Below are 16,229 nucleotides of genomic sequence, written 5' to 3' on the forward strand. Positions count from 1 at the left end.
AGATTATGGAAACAGTAAATAAAAAAATTTTATTGGTAGAAGACGATCCGAATTTTGGGATTGTTTTAAAAGACTACCTGGCCATGAACGATTTTGATGTGGTTTTGGCAAAAAACGGAATGGAAGGCTACGAAAAGTTTAAGAAGGATAATTTTGATTTGTGTATTCTAGATGTAATGATGCCTTATAAAGATGGATTTACATTGGCTAAAGAAATACGTGAAAAAGATGAAAACATACCAATCATCTTTTTAACAGCCAAAACCATGAAAGAAGATGTGTTAAAAGGGTATAAGGTAGGAGCAGACGATTACCTTAACAAACCTTTTGACTCTGAGGTGTTACTCATGAAAATTAAGGCTATAATGCAACGCAAGGCTACAAATTCTGTTGCAGATAGTAAACAGTTTGAGTTTCAAATAGGAAATTTCTTTTTAAACTCAAAACTTCGTTTTTTAACTTATAAAGACGAAGAGCCAATAAAATTATCACCCAAAGAAAACGAATTATTACGTTTATTAGCGCTTCATGAAAATGATTTAATGCCTAGAGAACTTGCACTTACTAAAATTTGGAGAGACGATAATTACTTTACATCTAGAAGTATGGATGTTTATATTGCCAAGCTTAGAAAATACCTTAAAAAAGATGAAGACGTTGAGATTTTAAACATTCATGGAGAAGGTTTTAGGCTTGTTGTAAAAAGTAAGGCAGAACAAAAATAAGAGGCAAGCAAAAAAATCCGGCTGTTTTTAGTCGGATTTTTTTGTTTTGGCATGTTCAATTTTTTGTATAACCTCGTTAAGGTTATATTTCCAGTTTATCCAAATTACATCTTCTTTTTTACGTAACCATGTAAGCTGTCTTTTTGCAAATCTTCGAGTGTTTTTTTTAATTTCTTCAATAGCTTCTTCTAGAGAACAGTTTTCATTAAAATAACTAAACAACTCTTGGTAACCAACGGTTTGTAATGCGTTTACATCTTTATGTTCATACAACTTTTTAGCTTCATCAAGTAAGCCGGTAGCAATCATTTTATCTACCCTTTTATTGATTCTGTTGTAAATAAGTTCTCGCTCTGCAGTTAGAGCAACAGAAATAGCGGTAAATGGCCTTGGAGGTTTAGGTTTATTTAAAAACGATGAAAACGGAGCACCTGAGGCTCTATATACCTCTATGGCTCGCATTAGCCGTTGCGGATTATTACGATCTACTTTCTGATAGTATTCGGGATCTATTTTTTTTAGTTCTGTTTGCAAAAAGGGTAAGCCGTTAGTTTTAAACTCTGTATTAAGTGTTTGCCTAATATGTTCAGGAACCTCAGGAAAACTGTCTAAACCTTGTGTAACAGCATCTACATATAGTCCGCTTCCACCTACTAAAACAGCTACGTTATTTTTTAAAAATAGTTGCTGTAAAATTGTAATTGCTTCCTTTTCAAAATCACCTACAGTATATTGCTCATGGATACTTTTATGCTGAATACAATGATGTTTTACAGCTTTTAGCTCATTTTTGGAAGGAACAGCTGTACCAATACTCATTTCTTTATAAAACTGTCTGGAATCTGCAGAAATTATCTCGGTATTATAATATTGCGCAAGTTTAATGGCTAGCTCTGTTTTTCCGATAGCAGTAGGTCCTTGTACTGTAATTAAAATGGGTTTAGCCATGTTTAATAATCACTTAAATTTTGACCACATTTTCTACAATAAGCAGCATCAGACCTATAGATTTCTGTACTGCAGTTGGGGCAAGCTCTACCATCTAATCCATCTTTTGATTGTTTTTTAGCAGATGTGTATTCGGCAGAAACTATACCTGTAGGTACAGCAATTACACCATAACCAATAATCATAATAACAGTCGCTATAAATTGGCCAAGAGGAGTTTGAGGAGAGATGTCTCCGTATCCAACGGTAGTTAAGGTAACTATTGTCCAATATACACTATGAGGTATGCTGTTAAAGCCATTTTCAGGACCTTCTATCAAATACATTACAGTGCCTAATAAAACCGACACGATTATTATAAAAAAAACAAATACAAAAATTTTATTTCTGCTGGCCCGTAGTGCGCGTACAAGGTTGTTAGACTCTCCTACAAATCTAACTAGTTTTAATATCCTAAAAACTCTTAAAAGACGTAATGCTCTGAAAGCTGCTAAATATTGAGAACCTACTAAGAAAAAGGATAGATATTTGGGTATTGTTGAGAGTAAATCTACTATACCAAAAAAACTAAAAATATACTTAGTAGGCTTTTTTATACATATTATTCTAAGTATATATTCTATTGTAAAAAGAATGGTAACAACCCACTCAGAAAGGTTTAAAAAATCATGATACTGTGCGTCTAAAGTTGGCACACTTTCTATCATTACAATAATTATACTGTAAACAATAACAATAAGTAAAATAATATCAAACCACCTACCTGCTGGCGTATGTGTACCGTAAATTATTTCGTGTAGCTTAGCCCTCCAGCTTTTGTGATGTTCTTGAGAACTCATAGGTTTAATAGTATTAATTTTTAAAGTTACATTATTTTAAACGGTAATGATATTTATTAATTAGTTTTTTAATTTTTACTAAACCTTTAATTTGTTTGTAATGGTGTTTAAAAAGTTACAATTTTCGGATTCTTTTTTCTTCTTAAGTATGATTGTATGATGTGTTGTGTGTCTCGATTGTTTTTCATGGGAGTAATGACTGAGCGTAACACATCAATATTATTAATTTGATAATTTAGGTTATAATACCCAAACCCTTTGTACTGTCCGTTTTCAATTAAAACAACACTCTTTTCATCAATACTTCTACCTTTATCAATTATAAGCATATGCTGGTTTGGGTAGCTGCATTGTTGTAACACTTCTGTTACTCTTTTGTTGTATTCTTCAGGGGGTTCTTCTAAATTACAAGCACCATTACAGCAATCTATATGGTACTGAAAGCAGTAACTATTACTTTGGTATAAACCATTTACTTTTTGACATAGTTTATACTTTTCTGTAATAGTAAATAACATTTTTTTTCCCTCTTCAAAATTAGAAAAAGTAGTAACCGTTTTTTTACGCCCATCTGCCTTATCTAACTTTAATGCTATATAGCCTTCTTGGGTTTTTTCTGTATATAAAGCATACTGAAAAAAGGTTCTACGTTGAGCTCTGTTGTAAATAGGTTTGTTGATTTTAATTTCTTCAGACTCTTTCAGTAAAGCAATTAGCTCACTACCGGTCTCTTCGTATGTTACGGCAACTACTTCGCGCTGAATTTTTTTAGATTTTCTTGAGGTTGATGTAAAATGTTGATTTACTCTCTTTTTAATGTTTTTGCTTTTACCGATGTAAATAATAGTTCCGTCTTCTCGATGCATATAATATACTCCTACTGCATTGGGAAGTTGCTCTACAATGTCTTGAAGCCTTGGGTTTAGCTGACCAACGTTTTCTGCTTTAACAGCTTTTGTAATGATAGATTTAGACGTGTCTTTGGTGAGTAATAATTTAAATAGTTTTACTGTAGCAAGGGCATCGCCGTTTGCTCTGTGTCTATCACTTACAGGAATACCTAAAGAACGGACCAATTTACCTAAACTATACGAAGGTTGGTTAGGAATTAGTTTTTTTGATAGTTCTATAGTGCATAACGTTTTGCGTTTAAATGTAAAGCCTAGGCGCCTAAATTCTGTTCGTAAAATTCTATAATCAAATTGTGCATTGTGTGCTACAAGTATACAACCGTCGGTAATTTCTACAATACGCTTGGCAACTTCGTAAAATTTTGGTGCATTACGAAGCATGTTATTGTTTATACCGGTAAGGTTTGCAACAAAGGGCTGAATGGCTCTTTCAGGATTTATTAGGCTTATAAATTTGTCGGTTATCTGATGGCCATCAAACTTATATATGGCAATTTCTGTAATGCCCTCTTCGTTGTATTGGCCACCAGTGGTTTCTATGTCTAAAATTGCGTACAAACTCTATTATACAGATTTTTTAAGGAATGATTAGGTTATAAATTTTAAAAATTAAGTTAAGAAAATCAAGTTAAAATAAGTAACCGCTTATTATTTATTATAATTTCTAGCTCCAAATATACTACTACCTATTCTAACCATATTACTACCACATTGCAACGCAATTTTATAGTCTGAGCTCATACCCATAGATAAAATTGAAGGTGCTAATTTTTGACTGGGATTGTATTGCTGTAGTTTTTTAAATAGAGTTTGCAACAATGTAAACTCTTGCGTTATTTGCCGGGTGTTATCTGTAAAAGTTGCCATTCCCATTAATCCTTTAACTCTAATATTGTTAAGGCTGGCAAACTCATCACTTTCTATTAAAGAAAATAATTCGCTTTCATTCATTCCAAACTTAGTGTCTTCTTGAGCAATATGAATTTGAAGCAAACAGTCTATAACCCTGTTGTTTTTTTGTGCTTGTTTATTAATTTCCTTGAGCAGTTTAAGGCTATCAACACCATGAATTAAAGATACAAACGGAGCCATGTATTTAACTTTATTACGTTGTACGTGCCCTATCATGTGCCAATTTATATCTTTTGGAAGCTGCTCCCATTTTTGCGTCATTTCTTGAATTTTATTTTCGCCAAAATCTCTATGACCGGCATTGTACGCTTCCATGATTTCATTGATAGTTTTGGTTTTGCTAACAGCAACTAAAGTAACGTGCTCCGGAAGAGATTTTTTTATGTTGATTAAGTTTTCTGCAATGCTCATAACTAATCAATGTAATTTTTAGAATTCGTAAATGGTTAAACCGCTTCTAAGTTTTGGCTCTATATACGTGCTTTTAGGAGGCATAACTAAACCGGCATCTGCAATGGCTTTCATTTCTGATATGGTTACCGGAACTAAACCAAAACCTACTGCAAATTTACCTTGGTCTATTAAATCTTTCATTTTAATAATATTATGCTCCCCGTAGCAGTAATCTATGCGTTTGTTGTTACGAAGATTTTTAATTCCTAAAATAGGATCTAAAATAGTTTTATATAAAATTTGAGTGTCTAGCTTACTTAGTGCATCTGTAAATTTATATACTGTTTTTCTAAGATATAGCGAGTAAAACTCACCATCTAAATACATACTAAAATGGTGTTTTTTGGTGGGCTTATATAATTCTTGACCTCTGTTTTCTATTCTAAACCACTTATCTAATTTTATTAAAAAAGTTTCTTTACTTAAACCATTCAAATCGGTTATTAATCTGTTAAACTCATGAATTTTTAAATTAGACTCCGGTATTAAGTAGCTCATAAAAAAATTGTAGGGCTCTTTACCGGTGTGGTTTTTGTTTTCTTTTGCTAATTCTTTTGCAAGCAGGTAAGAAGATGCAGAACGATGATGCCCATCTGCTATATAAAGTTCGTTTATTGATGCGAATGCGTTACAAATAGCCTTAATTTTATCAGAATCTGTAATGCGCCAAACATAATGTGTAACCTTATCTTCTGTGGTAAACTCGTAGAGTGGTTGTGTAAGTGTGGTTTTTTTAACAATATCGTTTATAGTGGGATTGTCTTTGTAGGTAAGTAAAACCGGCTCTGCATTAAATCCTACGGTTTTTAAATACTCTTTAAATAGCAGCTCTCTATACTCTATAGTATCTTCGTGCTTTTTTATAACATTATTTTTATAATCTTCAGTACTTGCTCCTGCAAAAATACCGCAAAACACTCGCCCTCTTTTTTTTAGCTTATATATATAAAGTGAAGGTGTTGTGTCTTTTAAAAAAACAGCATCTTCTTTAAATTCTAAGTATCGGTTTTTAACGAGCTCAAAACGCTCAGAACCGGTAACTTGTTTTTGAAATTTATATCCGGGGTTTATAATATGTAAAAAAGAGTAGGGGTTAAAGCTAAGTTGTGCTTTACGCTCTTTTTTACTGTAATCTTCGTAACTTCTTGAGGCAACAAGAGTTACTTTATCTTTGGTAGGCCTAACTGCTTTAAATGGAATAATTTTAGCCATTGTTATATATATCGGGCACAATTTATTGTGCCCGATAATTTTATTTTAAAAACTGAGAAGATACTTTTTCTGCTTTATTACTTTCGGAATAATCATAAAACCCTTCTCCAGATTTTACCCCTAATTTGCCGGCAGTAACCATATTAACTAAAAGCGGACAAGGAGCGTATTTTGGGTTTTTAAAGCCATCATATAATACGTTTAAAATAGATAGGCATACGTCTAATCCAATGAAATCGGCTAATTGAAGCGGACCCATTGGGTGTGCCATACCTAATTTCATAACCGTATCAATCTCTTGAACTCCGGCAACCCCATTATAAAGTGTTTCTATAGCCTCATTAATCATTGGCATTAAAATTCGGTTAGAAACAAACCCTGGGTAATCATTTACCTCTACCGGAATTTTATTTAATTTTTTTGATAGCTCCATAATGGTTTCTGTAACTTCATCAGAGGTATTATAGCCTCTAATTACTTCAACTAATTTCATTATAGGAACCGGATTCATAAAATGCATGCCTATAACCATTTCGGGCCTTTTAGTTACCGATGCTATTTTGGTTATAGAGATAGAAGAGGTGTTACTTGCCAGAATAGTATCTTCCGGGCAAAGCTCATCTAATTCTCTAAATATATTAAGCTTCAAATCTACATTTTCTGTAGCAGCCTCTACTACTAAACTTGCGTATTCAACACCTTCTTTTAATGAGGTATAGGTTGTAATGTTATTTAGAGTAGCGGCTTTGTCTTCTTCAGAAATTTTTTCTCTGGCAACCATTCTGTCTAAGTTTTTACTTATAGTTGCCATTCCTTTTTGTAATGCTTTTTCAGAGATATCTATTAATTGAACTTTGTAACCAAATTGAGCAAATGTGTGTGCTATTCCATTGCCCATTGTTCCTGCTCCAATTACAGCTATATTTTTCATAAATATTAATTTTTATTAAAACAATTTATTATTTGTGTGGCTACTTCTAAGGCACGTGTGCCATCGGCTAAAGGAACCACTGGTGTTGTATTAGTTTGTATGGCTTCTGCAAATGTTTCTAACTCTTCTAAAATTGCATTGTTTGGTTCTATTTTAGGGTTTTCAAAATATATTTGCTTTTTAACACCTTCGGCATTTTGTAAGATTAAAGCAAAATCGTCTGGTTGTTTTGGGGCGTCTTTCATTTTAACAACTTCAACTTTTTTCTCTAGAAAATCTACAGAGATATAAGCATCTCGCTGAAAAAACCTTGATTTTCGCATGTTTTTCAACGAAATTCTGCTGGCAGTTAAATTAGCTACACACCCGTTTTCAAACTCTATTCTGGCATTTGCAATATCTGGCGAGTTGCTTATTACCGATACTCCACTTGCAGTTATATTTTTTACTTCAGATTGTACAACGCTTAAAATAATATCAATATCATGAATCATTAAATCTAATACCACCGGAACATCTGTACCTCTCGGATTAAACTCAGCCAGCCTATGTGCCTCAATAAACATTGGGTTGTTAATTTTGTCTTTTACCGCTTTAAATGCCGGATTAAAACGCTCTACATGGCCCACTTGACCGCGTACTCCGTATTCTTTTGCTAAATTTCTTATTTCTTGAGCTTCTGCAACGGTATTGGCTATTGGCTTTTCAACAAAAATGTGTTTTCCTTTTTGTATGGCTTTTTTTGCGCAATCAAAATGCGAAAGGGTAGGAGTAACAATATCTACAACATCTACAGCATCTATTAACTCATCTACACTATTAAAAGCAGTATAGCCAAATTCTTGCGCTACTTTTTGTGAGTTTTCTTTATTAGGATCATAAAATCCAACTAAATTGTATTTGTTAGATTGATTTAGTAATCGGAGGTGTATTTTACCCAGGTGCCCTGCACCCAGCACGCCTATTTTAAGCATAAAATTTAGTTTTGAACAAAAATACTATTCTTGGTTGATTTTTCATGACAAAAATCCGTTTTAACTTTGTAGCATATTACTTAAAAAGGGTTTTGTAAACGTTATACATTAACTACCTTTAAACCAATAACATTTAAAATATAAGTAGCTTGAAAGATACTTTAAAACATCAGGGAATGCGCAATAAACTTGTGCAAACGGTTGCTGCTAAAGGTATTACCGATGAGCGCGTATTAGCAGCTATTAAAAAAATTCCGAGGCATTTGTTTATGGATAGCAGTTTTGAAGACCACGCATATCAGGACAAAGCGTTTCCTATTGCGGCCGATCAAACAATATCGCAACCCTTTACAGTAGCTTTTCAAACTCAATTATTAGAAATTAAAAAAGGCGATAAAATTTTAGAAATTGGCACCGGGAGCGGTTATCAAGCTGCAGTTTTGTTAGAGTTAGGTGCTAAAGTTTACTCTATAGAACGACAAAATGAGTTGTTTAAAAAAACCAAACTGTTCTTACAGAAATTAGGCTACAGACCAAAAAAATTAGTTTTTGGCGATGGCTATAAAGGATTGCCCGAAGAGGCTCCTTTTGATGGTATTATTGTTACTGCAGGAGCTCCTTTTGTTCCTAAAGCACTGTTGGCGCAATTAAAAATTGGTGGAAAATTAGTTATTCCGGTTGGTAAGCATCAACAAATAATGACACGCTATGTTAGAACCGGAGAAAAAAAGTTTGAGAAAAAAGAATACGGAGAGTTTAGGTTTGTACCAATGTTAGAAGATAAAAACTAATTATACGATTTTTTAATCCTGTCTAAATCTCGCTTAACATCACGTTTTTTAATAGTTTCACGTTTATCGTATAGTTTTTTACCTTTTGCAAGTGCAATTTCTAGCTTTGCAAAGCCCCTTTCATTTATAAATAATCTAAGCGGAACAATGGTGATTCCGGTATTTTTAACTTCTTTATGTAGTTTTTTTAACTCTCTTTTATTTAAAAGTAACTTTCGTTCTGCTCTGGGTTTGTGGTTGTAATGCGAGCCGTGCGAATATTCGTCTATATACATATTTATTACAAAAAGCTCTCCACGCTCATTAAACTCACAAAAGCTCTCTGCAATAGAAGCTTTACTTTGCCTAATAGATTTTATTTCGGTGCCTGTAAGCACAATCCCGGCAATATAAGTATCTAAAATCTCGTACTCAAAACGAGCTCTTTTGTTTTTTATATTTATGTTTTTCTGACTCATTGTTTTAATTAGCCCAGCAAAAGTAACAACAAATTATCAAATGTCAATTTTATGTTTTAATTACGACTCTTTGTGATAAGAAGTTTTAATTTTATGCCACTTTAAAAAAAAGAATATATGAAACGAGTATTTGTGTTTGCGATTTTTTTTGTTGCAATAAGCTGTAAAGAACCAAAAAAAGAAGCTCAACAAAAAACATTATTAACAGCTCAAGAAATAATAGATAAAACTATAGAAACAGCAGGAGGAGAGCGCTATTTACACAATAAAATTCAATTTGCATTTAGAGGAAAGCAATACGAGTCTGAACGAAACAAATGGCAATTTTCATATAAGAGAATTACAGCAGATTCTTTAGGCAATAAGACGGTTGATGAGCTTACAAACAAAGGGTTTAATCGTACTTTAAATGATGTTGCAGTGCAATTACCGGACTCATTACAAACTAAGTATGGAAATTCTGTTAACTCTGTTCATTATTTTGCGTATTTGCCATACGGATTAAATGATAAAGCAGTTAATAAACGCTTATTGGGCACTACAACCATTAAAAATGAGCCATATTATAAAATAGAAGTATCGTTTAATGAAGAAGGAGGAGGAGAAGATTTTGAAGATGTTTATGTGTATTGGATTCACAAAGAAAATTTTACAGCCGATTATTTAGCTTATAAATTTCATGTGAATGGAGGCGGACTCAGATTTAGAGAAGCTTTTAACCCAAGAGTGGTAAACGGAATTAGGTTTGTAGATTATAATAATTATAAACCTAAAGAAAAAAATGTGACGGTTTATGAGTTAGATTCTTTATTTGAAGCCGGAGCGTTAGAACTTTTATCTAAAATACTATTAGAAAACGTTCAGGTATCGTTAAAAAATACTAACTAATCTATTTTTAAAACTAAGTCGGTTACAGTATTATTTTTTATGGTAACAATGTAAAGATTTGCATTGTTGTGGTCATCTATTTGCTCGTATTTTTCTTTACCAATTAATTTGTTAACCATAGCAGGAGTGGTATTACTATGACCAACAATAAGCACTTTTTTGCCTTTAGTAGATGCCTTAAAATCATCTATATTAAGTGTTCTCGGATTATATAAAACAACTTCTAACCCTTGTTTTATAGCGGTTGGCTTAGCGGTTTGTTTGGTTCTGTTGTAGTTGGTAGAATACACGGCATCTAACTTAATAGTAGAGAGCACTTCGGCCCATTTTAAAGCTCTAGCCATACCGTCTTGGGTTAAGTTCGGATTTTTTTCGTTGGGGTTAGAGCGATCTTTTTCTGCATGCCTAATTAAAAAATATACGGTAGTATTTTCATCTTCTTGTGCAGTTAACGGAATAAAAGTAAGGGCTGCTAACAAGAAGGTAAGTAAATATTTCATGACAATTTAATTTTGTGCTATAGTGTATAACGTTGGTATAAGAGTTTTAATATAATTGCTATACAACAATTTCTAATGCTAATTCAACCATATCTTTAAAACTAGATTCTCTTTCTTTAGCGCTGGTGTTTAAATTTGGGTTTACCAAACTGTCTGAAATTGTTAAAATAGATAAAGCATTTACATTAAATTTTGCAGCAAGAGTGTATAAAGCAGCCGTTTCCATTTCTACACAAAGCACACCGTATTTTGCCCATTTTTTGTAATAATCTTTATTATCTTGATAAAAAACATCACTTGTAAGCACATTTCCTGCTTTAATAGGTATATTTTTTTGTTGAGCAACCTGCAAGGCTTTAGCAAAAAGCTCAAAACTTGCTGTTGGAGCATATTGTTCTCCACTAAAAGCCTGAAAATTAATGCTACTATTAGTAGATGCAGCCATGGCTAAAACGGTATCTCTAATACCAATATGCTCTTGGTAAGAGCCGGCCGTACCTACGCGTATTAAGTTTTTTACTCCATACTGGTTTATAAGCTCGTTCACATAAATACTAATTGAGGGAACTCCCATTCCTGTGCCTTGTACAGAAACTTTTTTACCATTATAATACCCCGTGTAGCCATACATTGCCCTTATAGTATTATAACAAGTCACATCTTCTAAAAATGTCTCAGCAATCCATTTAGCTCTAAGTGGATCTCCGGGCAATAATATAGATTCGGCAATATCTCCGGGTTTAGCTTCAATATGTAAACTCATAATTTTTTTTTTGCACAGCAAAGCCAAATCTATGCATTTTTAATTAAGTTTTAAAAATTGTTTAGCATCTCCGTTAATACTAGAGAGCACCAAAGCAGTAACAGCACGTTTATTAAGTTTAAAAACTATTCTGTATTGTTCCGGAGAAGCAGTATCAAAAACGGTACGGCTTAAAGGAATTAATTCTATTGATATAGAAGAATTATTATTTTTTAAAAACAGCTTATTATTGCTTAGCACTACCGAAAAAGCATCACCATAGTTGCCAGCATATTTTTTTAAAGGTAAAGGCTTTTTATTCTCATTTTTTTTAGCATTGAGAGCTTGTAAAACCCAATATTCTCTAGAGGCTAATAAATTATTGTTTACAGTAGTGTCTTTTTTTAAGGTAATGTAATGGTTTAAAGCTTTTTGGTACTGTTTTTTCACGGCAAAAGCATCTGCTAAATACAATTTAAGTTTGTAGTTATTTTTATAGTAATTGCGGGCATTTTTTATAAAAGAAATAGCTTTTTCAGGTTCTTTATTGGTTATTAATAAAAGAGCTGTTTGTTCTACAATGTTTTTAAAATTATGTTTGGTTTCGGTGTTTTTTAGCAGCTCTTTTAACACAGTTTGAGCTTTATCTGCCGGTTCATTTAAGTAAGCTTTTTGAAGTTTAATTTTGGCTTGATGTAAGCTATCAGAAAAATGCGTGTAATCTATCCAGTTAACTGCTTTTAAATCTTTGTTTTTAAAGAATAAAGATAAAACCTCTTTAGTTATAGATAAGCCGTTCTCGCTATTACAAAAATAAACTAACCCTTCTTGTGTTTTAGGCATCACATACATAAAAGCTTTAAAAGTACCATTGTCTCCCCAATGCCAGAAGTTAGTACTGTTTTGTTGATGTTCAAGCCCAACTCCTAACCCCCAAGTTATATATGGAGCAGTAGCAAAAGATGTTTCAGGGGTTTGTGCAGAACCAAATGGAGTAAGCATAAGCTGATGCGATTGTTTAGAGAGCCCTGTACCATTTAAAACAGCTTTTAAGAAAGTGGCGTAATCTTTTGCATTTGTAAGCAAACTTGCTGCAGCATTGGGTTTATTGGGTTTCCAAGAAGTAAAAGGTTGCTCTAACTCAGAATGCCCATCTGCTATTAAATTTTCAAACTCACTTTTCCATACAAAACTTGTTGAATTCATTTTTAGTGGTGAAAAAACAAGTTCTTGCGCCAGTTTTTCAAAAGGAGTTTTAGTTATATTTTCTAAAACTTTAGCCAAATAAACATAACCTTCTCCGGAATACCTCCAACCCAAGCCCGGTTTAAAATGCATAGTTAAAAATTTACTTCCCCAATTAGGTAAACCGGATGTATGACTTAAAATATGTTTTGCTGTTATTAAATTGCCAAACTCTGTACTATCTAATCTATTGTAAGGCAAATAACTTTGTAAAGGCTTATTAATGTTCAATACCCCTTTATCTGCAAGTTTTAGTGCTATATAAGCTGTAATTGGTTTGCTAAGTGAAGCTGCCTGAAATATTGTGCTATGTGTTACAGTATCTATTTTAGATTTACTAGTAGCACCAATGGCAACAGAATAATCGTCTTTTTCGTTAAAATAAGAAAGTTGTATGCCTGGTATATGAGCTTGTTTTAGTAATAGCGCTAGGGTGTCTTTTTTTGTTTGACAGTTAGCAGAAAAAAAAGTTAAAAAGAATAGAATTAATATAATACATCGCATGTGGTATGCTTTTAACAAAAAAGACGTGAAATAAGCCTGTGTGTTACAATTAGTGCTCCAGAGCTTCACTTATTATTTTAACCCCGCTAGAGGTGCCAATTCTACTAACACCTAAAGCAATATACTCTAAAGCAGTTGCATATGATTTTATGCCACCCGAAGCTTTAATTTGAATATTATTTTTTACAACGTTTTTCATCAGTTTTACATCGTCTAATGTAGCTCCATGTGTACCAAATCCGGTTGATGTTTTAACAAAATCTGCTCCAGAATCAACTACTAATTTGCAAGCGTCTTCTTTTTCTTTATCTGTAAGATAACAAGTTTCTATTATAACTTTTAAAATGCGTTTACCAACTACGTCTTTTACAAAAGCTAATTCTTGTAAAGCCTTGTTATACTCTCCGGCTTTGAGCCACCCTAAATTTATTACCACATCAAATTCTTGCGCACCATCTTTTAAAGCCTGCTCTGCTTCGAGAACTTTTGCTTTTCCGCTCATAGCTCCTAAAGGAAAACCTATTACGGTACAGACCTTAACATTAGAATCAGCTACAATATCTGCTGCTTGTTTTACGTAACATCCGTTAACGCAAACACTAAAAAAAGAATGTGCGAGTGCTTCTTCGCATAGTGTGTTAATGTCTGAAGGCAGAGCAGTAGGGCTTAGTAGGGTATGATCTATGTAAGAATTTATTTTCATGATAAAACATTAATTTTCAATAGGTTTTAGTTCTTCAAAATGCATTTCATCGAAAAATTAAAAAAAATGCACAAAGTGTTGTTCGTCGATGAGATGCTAATTTTATCGGATATTCAACACTGTTAATGTATTTTATCGATAAAAAATTTCAGTTTGTCGATTTTGACAGTTTCAAAATATTCTTTAGTTTTCGGTAAAATTACAATTAAATAACAAATAAATGTGCCTATGATATAAGTTTACTTTCTACACTTTTTTTCGGTTTTTTTAAACAAAGTGGGATTTTAAAACCCCATAATGTTTAACCCCCAAATCACATACTATGAAACGCCTACTAACAACAATACAGTTGTTTTGCTGTTGTTGTGCATCAATATGGAACACGCAATCGCAAAACCTACACGCACCAGAACTATCATTTACCTACGCCTGCGCAAAGGATGGACATAACCTTTTTGAAGCAATTGTTGCTTTCGACGAGCAACCCTTTAACACTAACAACACATTTTATATTGAATTATCTGATGCGCAGGGTAGTTTTGATGCTCCTACCGTTTTAAAAACCGTTACCGATCAAAATTTTTCATTTGGTTTTGAAACTTCTTTTCAATTACCAACAACTGTTAGAGGCGACAATTACAAAATAAGAGTGCGTGCAACTTCTCCTGCGATGGTTAGTCCAAGCAGCCAATCATTTAACGCATATTACATTCCGAGTGTTCAGTTAGTTTTAAATAATTATCAAGATGTTGCTGTTTGTGGGGGTAATAGCGCAACTATAAGCTTAAACCATGACATTGCAGATGAGTATATTTGGTATAAAGACGGACAGTATTATGCCAATGGTGGTGCAACATTAGAGGTTACAGAATCCGGTGAATATTATGTAGAACCTTACTTTGGTGATTGCACCGGAACACTATATTCTAACATTGTAATTGTTAGTTTTGGCGAAGATTTAGAGGCCCGTATAACCGGAGATAGTATGATAGAAGCTTGCCCCGGCGTTTATCACACTTTTTCGGCAAATACCACAAATGAAGCCTACACTTATAAATGGTATAAAAATGGTGAACATTTAAGTAACTTACCTCCTTATATGCCTCATTTACGTGTAAACGTTTCTGAGGACAGCTATGGCGATTATCAACTAAAAATCATTAATGAAGGCGGATGCGAAGCTGCTTCTAATACGGTAACCCTTACACGCCCCGAAAATGGGTTTACTGTAGAAGCTGTTTCTGCAACCGAAACACTTTTGTTTAATGACGATTTTACCACGCTAAGTATTTCAACCAATGCCCCAAACCCTACCATAGCGTGGTATAAAAATGGTGAAATCATTCAAGAAAATGGTAACACCTCATTGCACGTAAATGAGCCCGGTACCTACTGGGCTCAAGTTACGGCGCAAGGCTCTTGTGCTGGTTCTGTAAAATCACCTGAGTTTTCTGTTTTTGTGCCTCAGGCTTTAAGTGTTGAAATTACTGCAGACCAACTATATAACCCATGCGAAAGCAGTACAGCCGAACTTGAGATTGCATCTTTTTCTGCTGTTGTTAATAGCAGTACAATTGAAATACCTGCATCTGAGTGGCAAAAGTTTACATTTAGTTGGATTAAAAACAACGAATCTTTATCGGTAAATAGAACCAGTTTACCAATTAGTTCTTACCATGATAATGGTACATATACACTTGCAGTAAATTATAACAACACAGTTTATGAATCCAATTCAAAAGAAATAAGATTAAGAATACCAACTCCAGAGCTTCAAGCTAGTAAAAATGTAGTTTGTGATGGTGAGCAATCTACACTAACAGCTACTACTATAGAAAATGCAGTTTATAATTGGTATAAAAATGATGTGCTTATAGAAAGCACTTTAGAAGCCAATTATGTTGTATCTGAACCAGGAGAGTATTATACTGAAATTCAGCTTAATGGTTGTTCGCAACAATCAGAAATTATTACAATAAGCCCGCTTTCAGATGATGTAGTTTCATTATCTCATAGCGGTATAGTATATATATCTCCAGAAGGGTCAGAGACTGTAACTGCATCTGGAGCAGATAGGTATATTTGGACAGACAGTACTGGGATAACGCTATCTACAACCGATAGTTTACAAGTATCTGAAGAAGGCACGTACACATTAACGGCCTATGTTGGTGGTTGTAAGGTTATTAAAACCATTACAGTAGCAATATCTGAATCTTTTGTGGTGCCAAACATTATAACACCCAATCAAGATAATATAAATGATAAGTGGGTTTTACCGGCAAAAATTGTTAACGATCCTGATATTGAGGTTGTTATATGCGATACGTATGGAAGGCCTATTTTAAAGACTAAACAATACCAAAACAATTGGCCTGAACCTACCACAATAACTAATACTAAATCTACGATATACTATTACTTTATAAATAAAAACGGAAAAGCATTAAAGAAAGGATCTATAACAGTTGTTGGACTTTGATGTAGAAAATT

General features: G+C 33.4%; 16 protein-coding genes. 4 read left to right on the forward strand and 12 right to left on the reverse strand.

Going from position 1 to position 16,229, the window contains the following annotated elements:
• Positions 1 to 5: 5 nt before the first annotated feature.
• Positions 6 to 725 carry a response regulator transcription factor gene (locus ACZ5CF_RS07790; RefSeq protein WP_464578676.1) on the forward strand — a complete coding sequence of 240 codons (720 nt, stop codon included), beginning with the start codon at positions 6 to 8 and terminating at the stop codon, positions 723 to 725.
• Between the two features lie 27 nt (positions 726 to 752).
• Here the strand turns inward: ACZ5CF_RS07790 and miaA are convergent, their stop codons facing one another.
• The 7 genes from miaA to ACZ5CF_RS07825 form a co-directional block, all read right to left on the reverse strand.
• Positions 753 to 1,673 (reverse strand): tRNA (adenosine(37)-N6)-dimethylallyltransferase MiaA, encoded by a 921-nt coding sequence (miaA, locus tag ACZ5CF_RS07795; RefSeq protein ID WP_464578677.1) that lies wholly within the window; start codon positions 1,671 to 1,673, stop codon positions 753 to 755.
• A 2-nt stretch (positions 1,674 to 1,675) separates the two neighbouring features.
• Positions 1,676 to 2,512, reverse strand: coding sequence for an ion transporter (locus ACZ5CF_RS07800; RefSeq protein WP_464578678.1), 837 nt, complete (start codon positions 2,510 to 2,512; stop codon positions 1,676 to 1,678).
• Between the two features lie 107 nt (positions 2,513 to 2,619).
• A complete protein-coding gene (locus ACZ5CF_RS07805) occupies positions 2,620 to 3,981 on the reverse strand; it encodes an exonuclease domain-containing protein (protein ID WP_464578679.1) in 1,362 nt (453 codons plus the stop codon).
• Between the two features lie 90 nt (positions 3,982 to 4,071).
• Positions 4,072 to 4,746: a YggS family pyridoxal phosphate-dependent enzyme gene (locus ACZ5CF_RS07810; protein WP_464578680.1), complete on the reverse strand. Its 675-nt coding sequence runs from the start codon at positions 4,744 to 4,746 to the stop codon at positions 4,072 to 4,074.
• 18 nt (positions 4,747 to 4,764) lie between these two features.
• Positions 4,765 to 6,000, reverse strand: coding sequence for a DUF1015 domain-containing protein (locus tag ACZ5CF_RS07815; protein ID WP_464578681.1), 1,236 nt, complete (start codon positions 5,998 to 6,000; stop codon positions 4,765 to 4,767).
• Between the two features lie 40 nt (positions 6,001 to 6,040).
• Complete coding sequence (locus ACZ5CF_RS07820; RefSeq protein ID WP_464578682.1) at positions 6,041 to 6,931, reverse strand: 3-hydroxyacyl-CoA dehydrogenase family protein; 891 nt, start codon at positions 6,929 to 6,931, stop codon at positions 6,041 to 6,043.
• A gap of 5 nt (positions 6,932 to 6,936) precedes the next feature.
• A complete protein-coding gene (locus ACZ5CF_RS07825; RefSeq protein WP_464578683.1) occupies positions 6,937 to 7,905 on the reverse strand; it encodes a Gfo/Idh/MocA family protein in 969 nt (322 codons plus the stop codon).
• A 149-nt stretch (positions 7,906 to 8,054) separates the two neighbouring features.
• On the opposite strand from ACZ5CF_RS07825, the gene ACZ5CF_RS07830 reads away from it, so the two are divergent.
• Entirely contained in the window at positions 8,055 to 8,696 is a 642-nt protein-coding gene (locus tag ACZ5CF_RS07830; protein ID WP_464578684.1) for a protein-L-isoaspartate(D-aspartate) O-methyltransferase, read from the forward strand.
• Here ACZ5CF_RS07830 and smpB read toward each other — a convergent pair.
• On the reverse strand, positions 8,693 to 9,154 hold the full coding sequence (smpB, locus tag ACZ5CF_RS07835; RefSeq protein ID WP_464578685.1) for an SsrA-binding protein SmpB: 462 nt from the start codon (positions 9,152 to 9,154) through the stop codon (positions 8,693 to 8,695). The two genes, ACZ5CF_RS07830 and smpB, sit on opposite strands and share 4 nt — an antisense overlap.
• Positions 9,155 to 9,271: 117 nt before the next feature.
• On the opposite strand from smpB, the gene ACZ5CF_RS07840 reads away from it, so the two are divergent.
• Positions 9,272 to 10,042 (forward strand): DUF6503 family protein, encoded by a 771-nt coding sequence (locus ACZ5CF_RS07840; protein WP_464578686.1) that lies wholly within the window; start codon positions 9,272 to 9,274, stop codon positions 10,040 to 10,042.
• Here the strand turns inward: ACZ5CF_RS07840 and ACZ5CF_RS07845 are convergent.
• From ACZ5CF_RS07845 to deoC, 4 genes are read right to left on the reverse strand one after another with little or no spacing between them, the layout of a single operon-like run.
• Positions 10,039 to 10,542 carry a SixA phosphatase family protein gene (locus ACZ5CF_RS07845; protein WP_464578687.1) on the reverse strand — a complete coding sequence of 168 codons (504 nt, stop codon included), beginning with the start codon at positions 10,540 to 10,542 and terminating at the stop codon, positions 10,039 to 10,041. The genes ACZ5CF_RS07840 and ACZ5CF_RS07845 overlap by 4 nt on opposite strands.
• 58 nt (positions 10,543 to 10,600) lie before the next feature.
• Positions 10,601 to 11,305, reverse strand: a complete 705-nt coding sequence (gene deoD / locus ACZ5CF_RS07850) for a purine-nucleoside phosphorylase (protein WP_464578688.1) — start codon at positions 11,303 to 11,305, stop codon at positions 10,601 to 10,603.
• 39 nt (positions 11,306 to 11,344) lie between these two features.
• Positions 11,345 to 13,033 (reverse strand): serine hydrolase, encoded by a 1,689-nt coding sequence (locus ACZ5CF_RS07855; RefSeq protein WP_464578690.1) that lies wholly within the window; start codon positions 13,031 to 13,033, stop codon positions 11,345 to 11,347.
• 49 nt (positions 13,034 to 13,082) lie between these two features.
• Entirely contained in the window at positions 13,083 to 13,736 is a 654-nt protein-coding gene (deoC, locus tag ACZ5CF_RS07860) for a deoxyribose-phosphate aldolase (protein ID WP_464578691.1), read from the reverse strand.
• Positions 13,737 to 14,058: 322 nt separating this feature from the next.
• On the opposite strand from deoC, the gene ACZ5CF_RS07865 reads away from it, so the two are divergent.
• The gene (locus ACZ5CF_RS07865; RefSeq protein WP_464578693.1) at positions 14,059 to 16,218 is read left to right on the forward strand and encodes a T9SS type B sorting domain-containing protein; all 2,160 of its coding nucleotides are present in this window, start codon (positions 14,059 to 14,061) and stop codon (positions 16,216 to 16,218) included.
• Positions 16,219 to 16,229 lie beyond the last annotated feature (11 nt).

Source organism: Lutaonella thermophila, assembly GCF_055387725.1.

Excerpts from the sequence above, each read along its gene's own strand:
- ACZ5CF_RS07790 (WP_464578676.1), top strand. The coding sequence starts at position 6 with ATGGAAACAGTAAATAAAAAAATTTTATTGGTAGAAGACGATCCGAAT.
- miaA (WP_464578677.1), bottom strand. The coding sequence starts at position 1,673 with ATGGCTAAACCCATTTTAATTACAGTACAAGGACCTACTGCTATCGGA.
- ACZ5CF_RS07800 (WP_464578678.1), bottom strand. The coding sequence starts at position 2,512 with ATGAGTTCTCAAGAACATCACAAAAGCTGGAGGGCTAAGCTACACGAA.
- ACZ5CF_RS07810 (WP_464578680.1), bottom strand. The coding sequence starts at position 4,746 with ATGAGCATTGCAGAAAACTTAATCAACATAAAAAAATCTCTTCCGGAG.
- ACZ5CF_RS07815 (WP_464578681.1), bottom strand. The coding sequence starts at position 6,000 with ATGGCTAAAATTATTCCATTTAAAGCAGTTAGGCCTACCAAAGATAAA.
- ACZ5CF_RS07820 (WP_464578682.1), bottom strand. The coding sequence starts at position 6,931 with ATGAAAAATATAGCTGTAATTGGAGCAGGAACAATGGGCAATGGAATA.
- ACZ5CF_RS07825 (WP_464578683.1), bottom strand. The coding sequence starts at position 7,905 with ATGCTTAAAATAGGCGTGCTGGGTGCAGGGCACCTGGGTAAAATACAC.
- smpB (WP_464578685.1), bottom strand. The coding sequence starts at position 9,154 with ATGAGTCAGAAAAACATAAATATAAAAAACAAAAGAGCTCGTTTTGAG.
- ACZ5CF_RS07840 (WP_464578686.1), top strand. The coding sequence starts at position 9,272 with ATGAAACGAGTATTTGTGTTTGCGATTTTTTTTGTTGCAATAAGCTGT.
- ACZ5CF_RS07845 (WP_464578687.1), bottom strand. The coding sequence starts at position 10,542 with ATGAAATATTTACTTACCTTCTTGTTAGCAGCCCTTACTTTTATTCCG.
- deoD (WP_464578688.1), bottom strand. The coding sequence starts at position 11,305 with ATGAGTTTACATATTGAAGCTAAACCCGGAGATATTGCCGAATCTATA.
- ACZ5CF_RS07855 (WP_464578690.1), bottom strand. The coding sequence starts at position 13,033 with ATGCGATGTATTATATTAATTCTATTCTTTTTAACTTTTTTTTCTGCT.
- deoC (WP_464578691.1), bottom strand. The coding sequence starts at position 13,736 with ATGAAAATAAATTCTTACATAGATCATACCCTACTAAGCCCTACTGCT.
- ACZ5CF_RS07865 (WP_464578693.1), top strand. The coding sequence starts at position 14,059 with ATGAAACGCCTACTAACAACAATACAGTTGTTTTGCTGTTGTTGTGCA.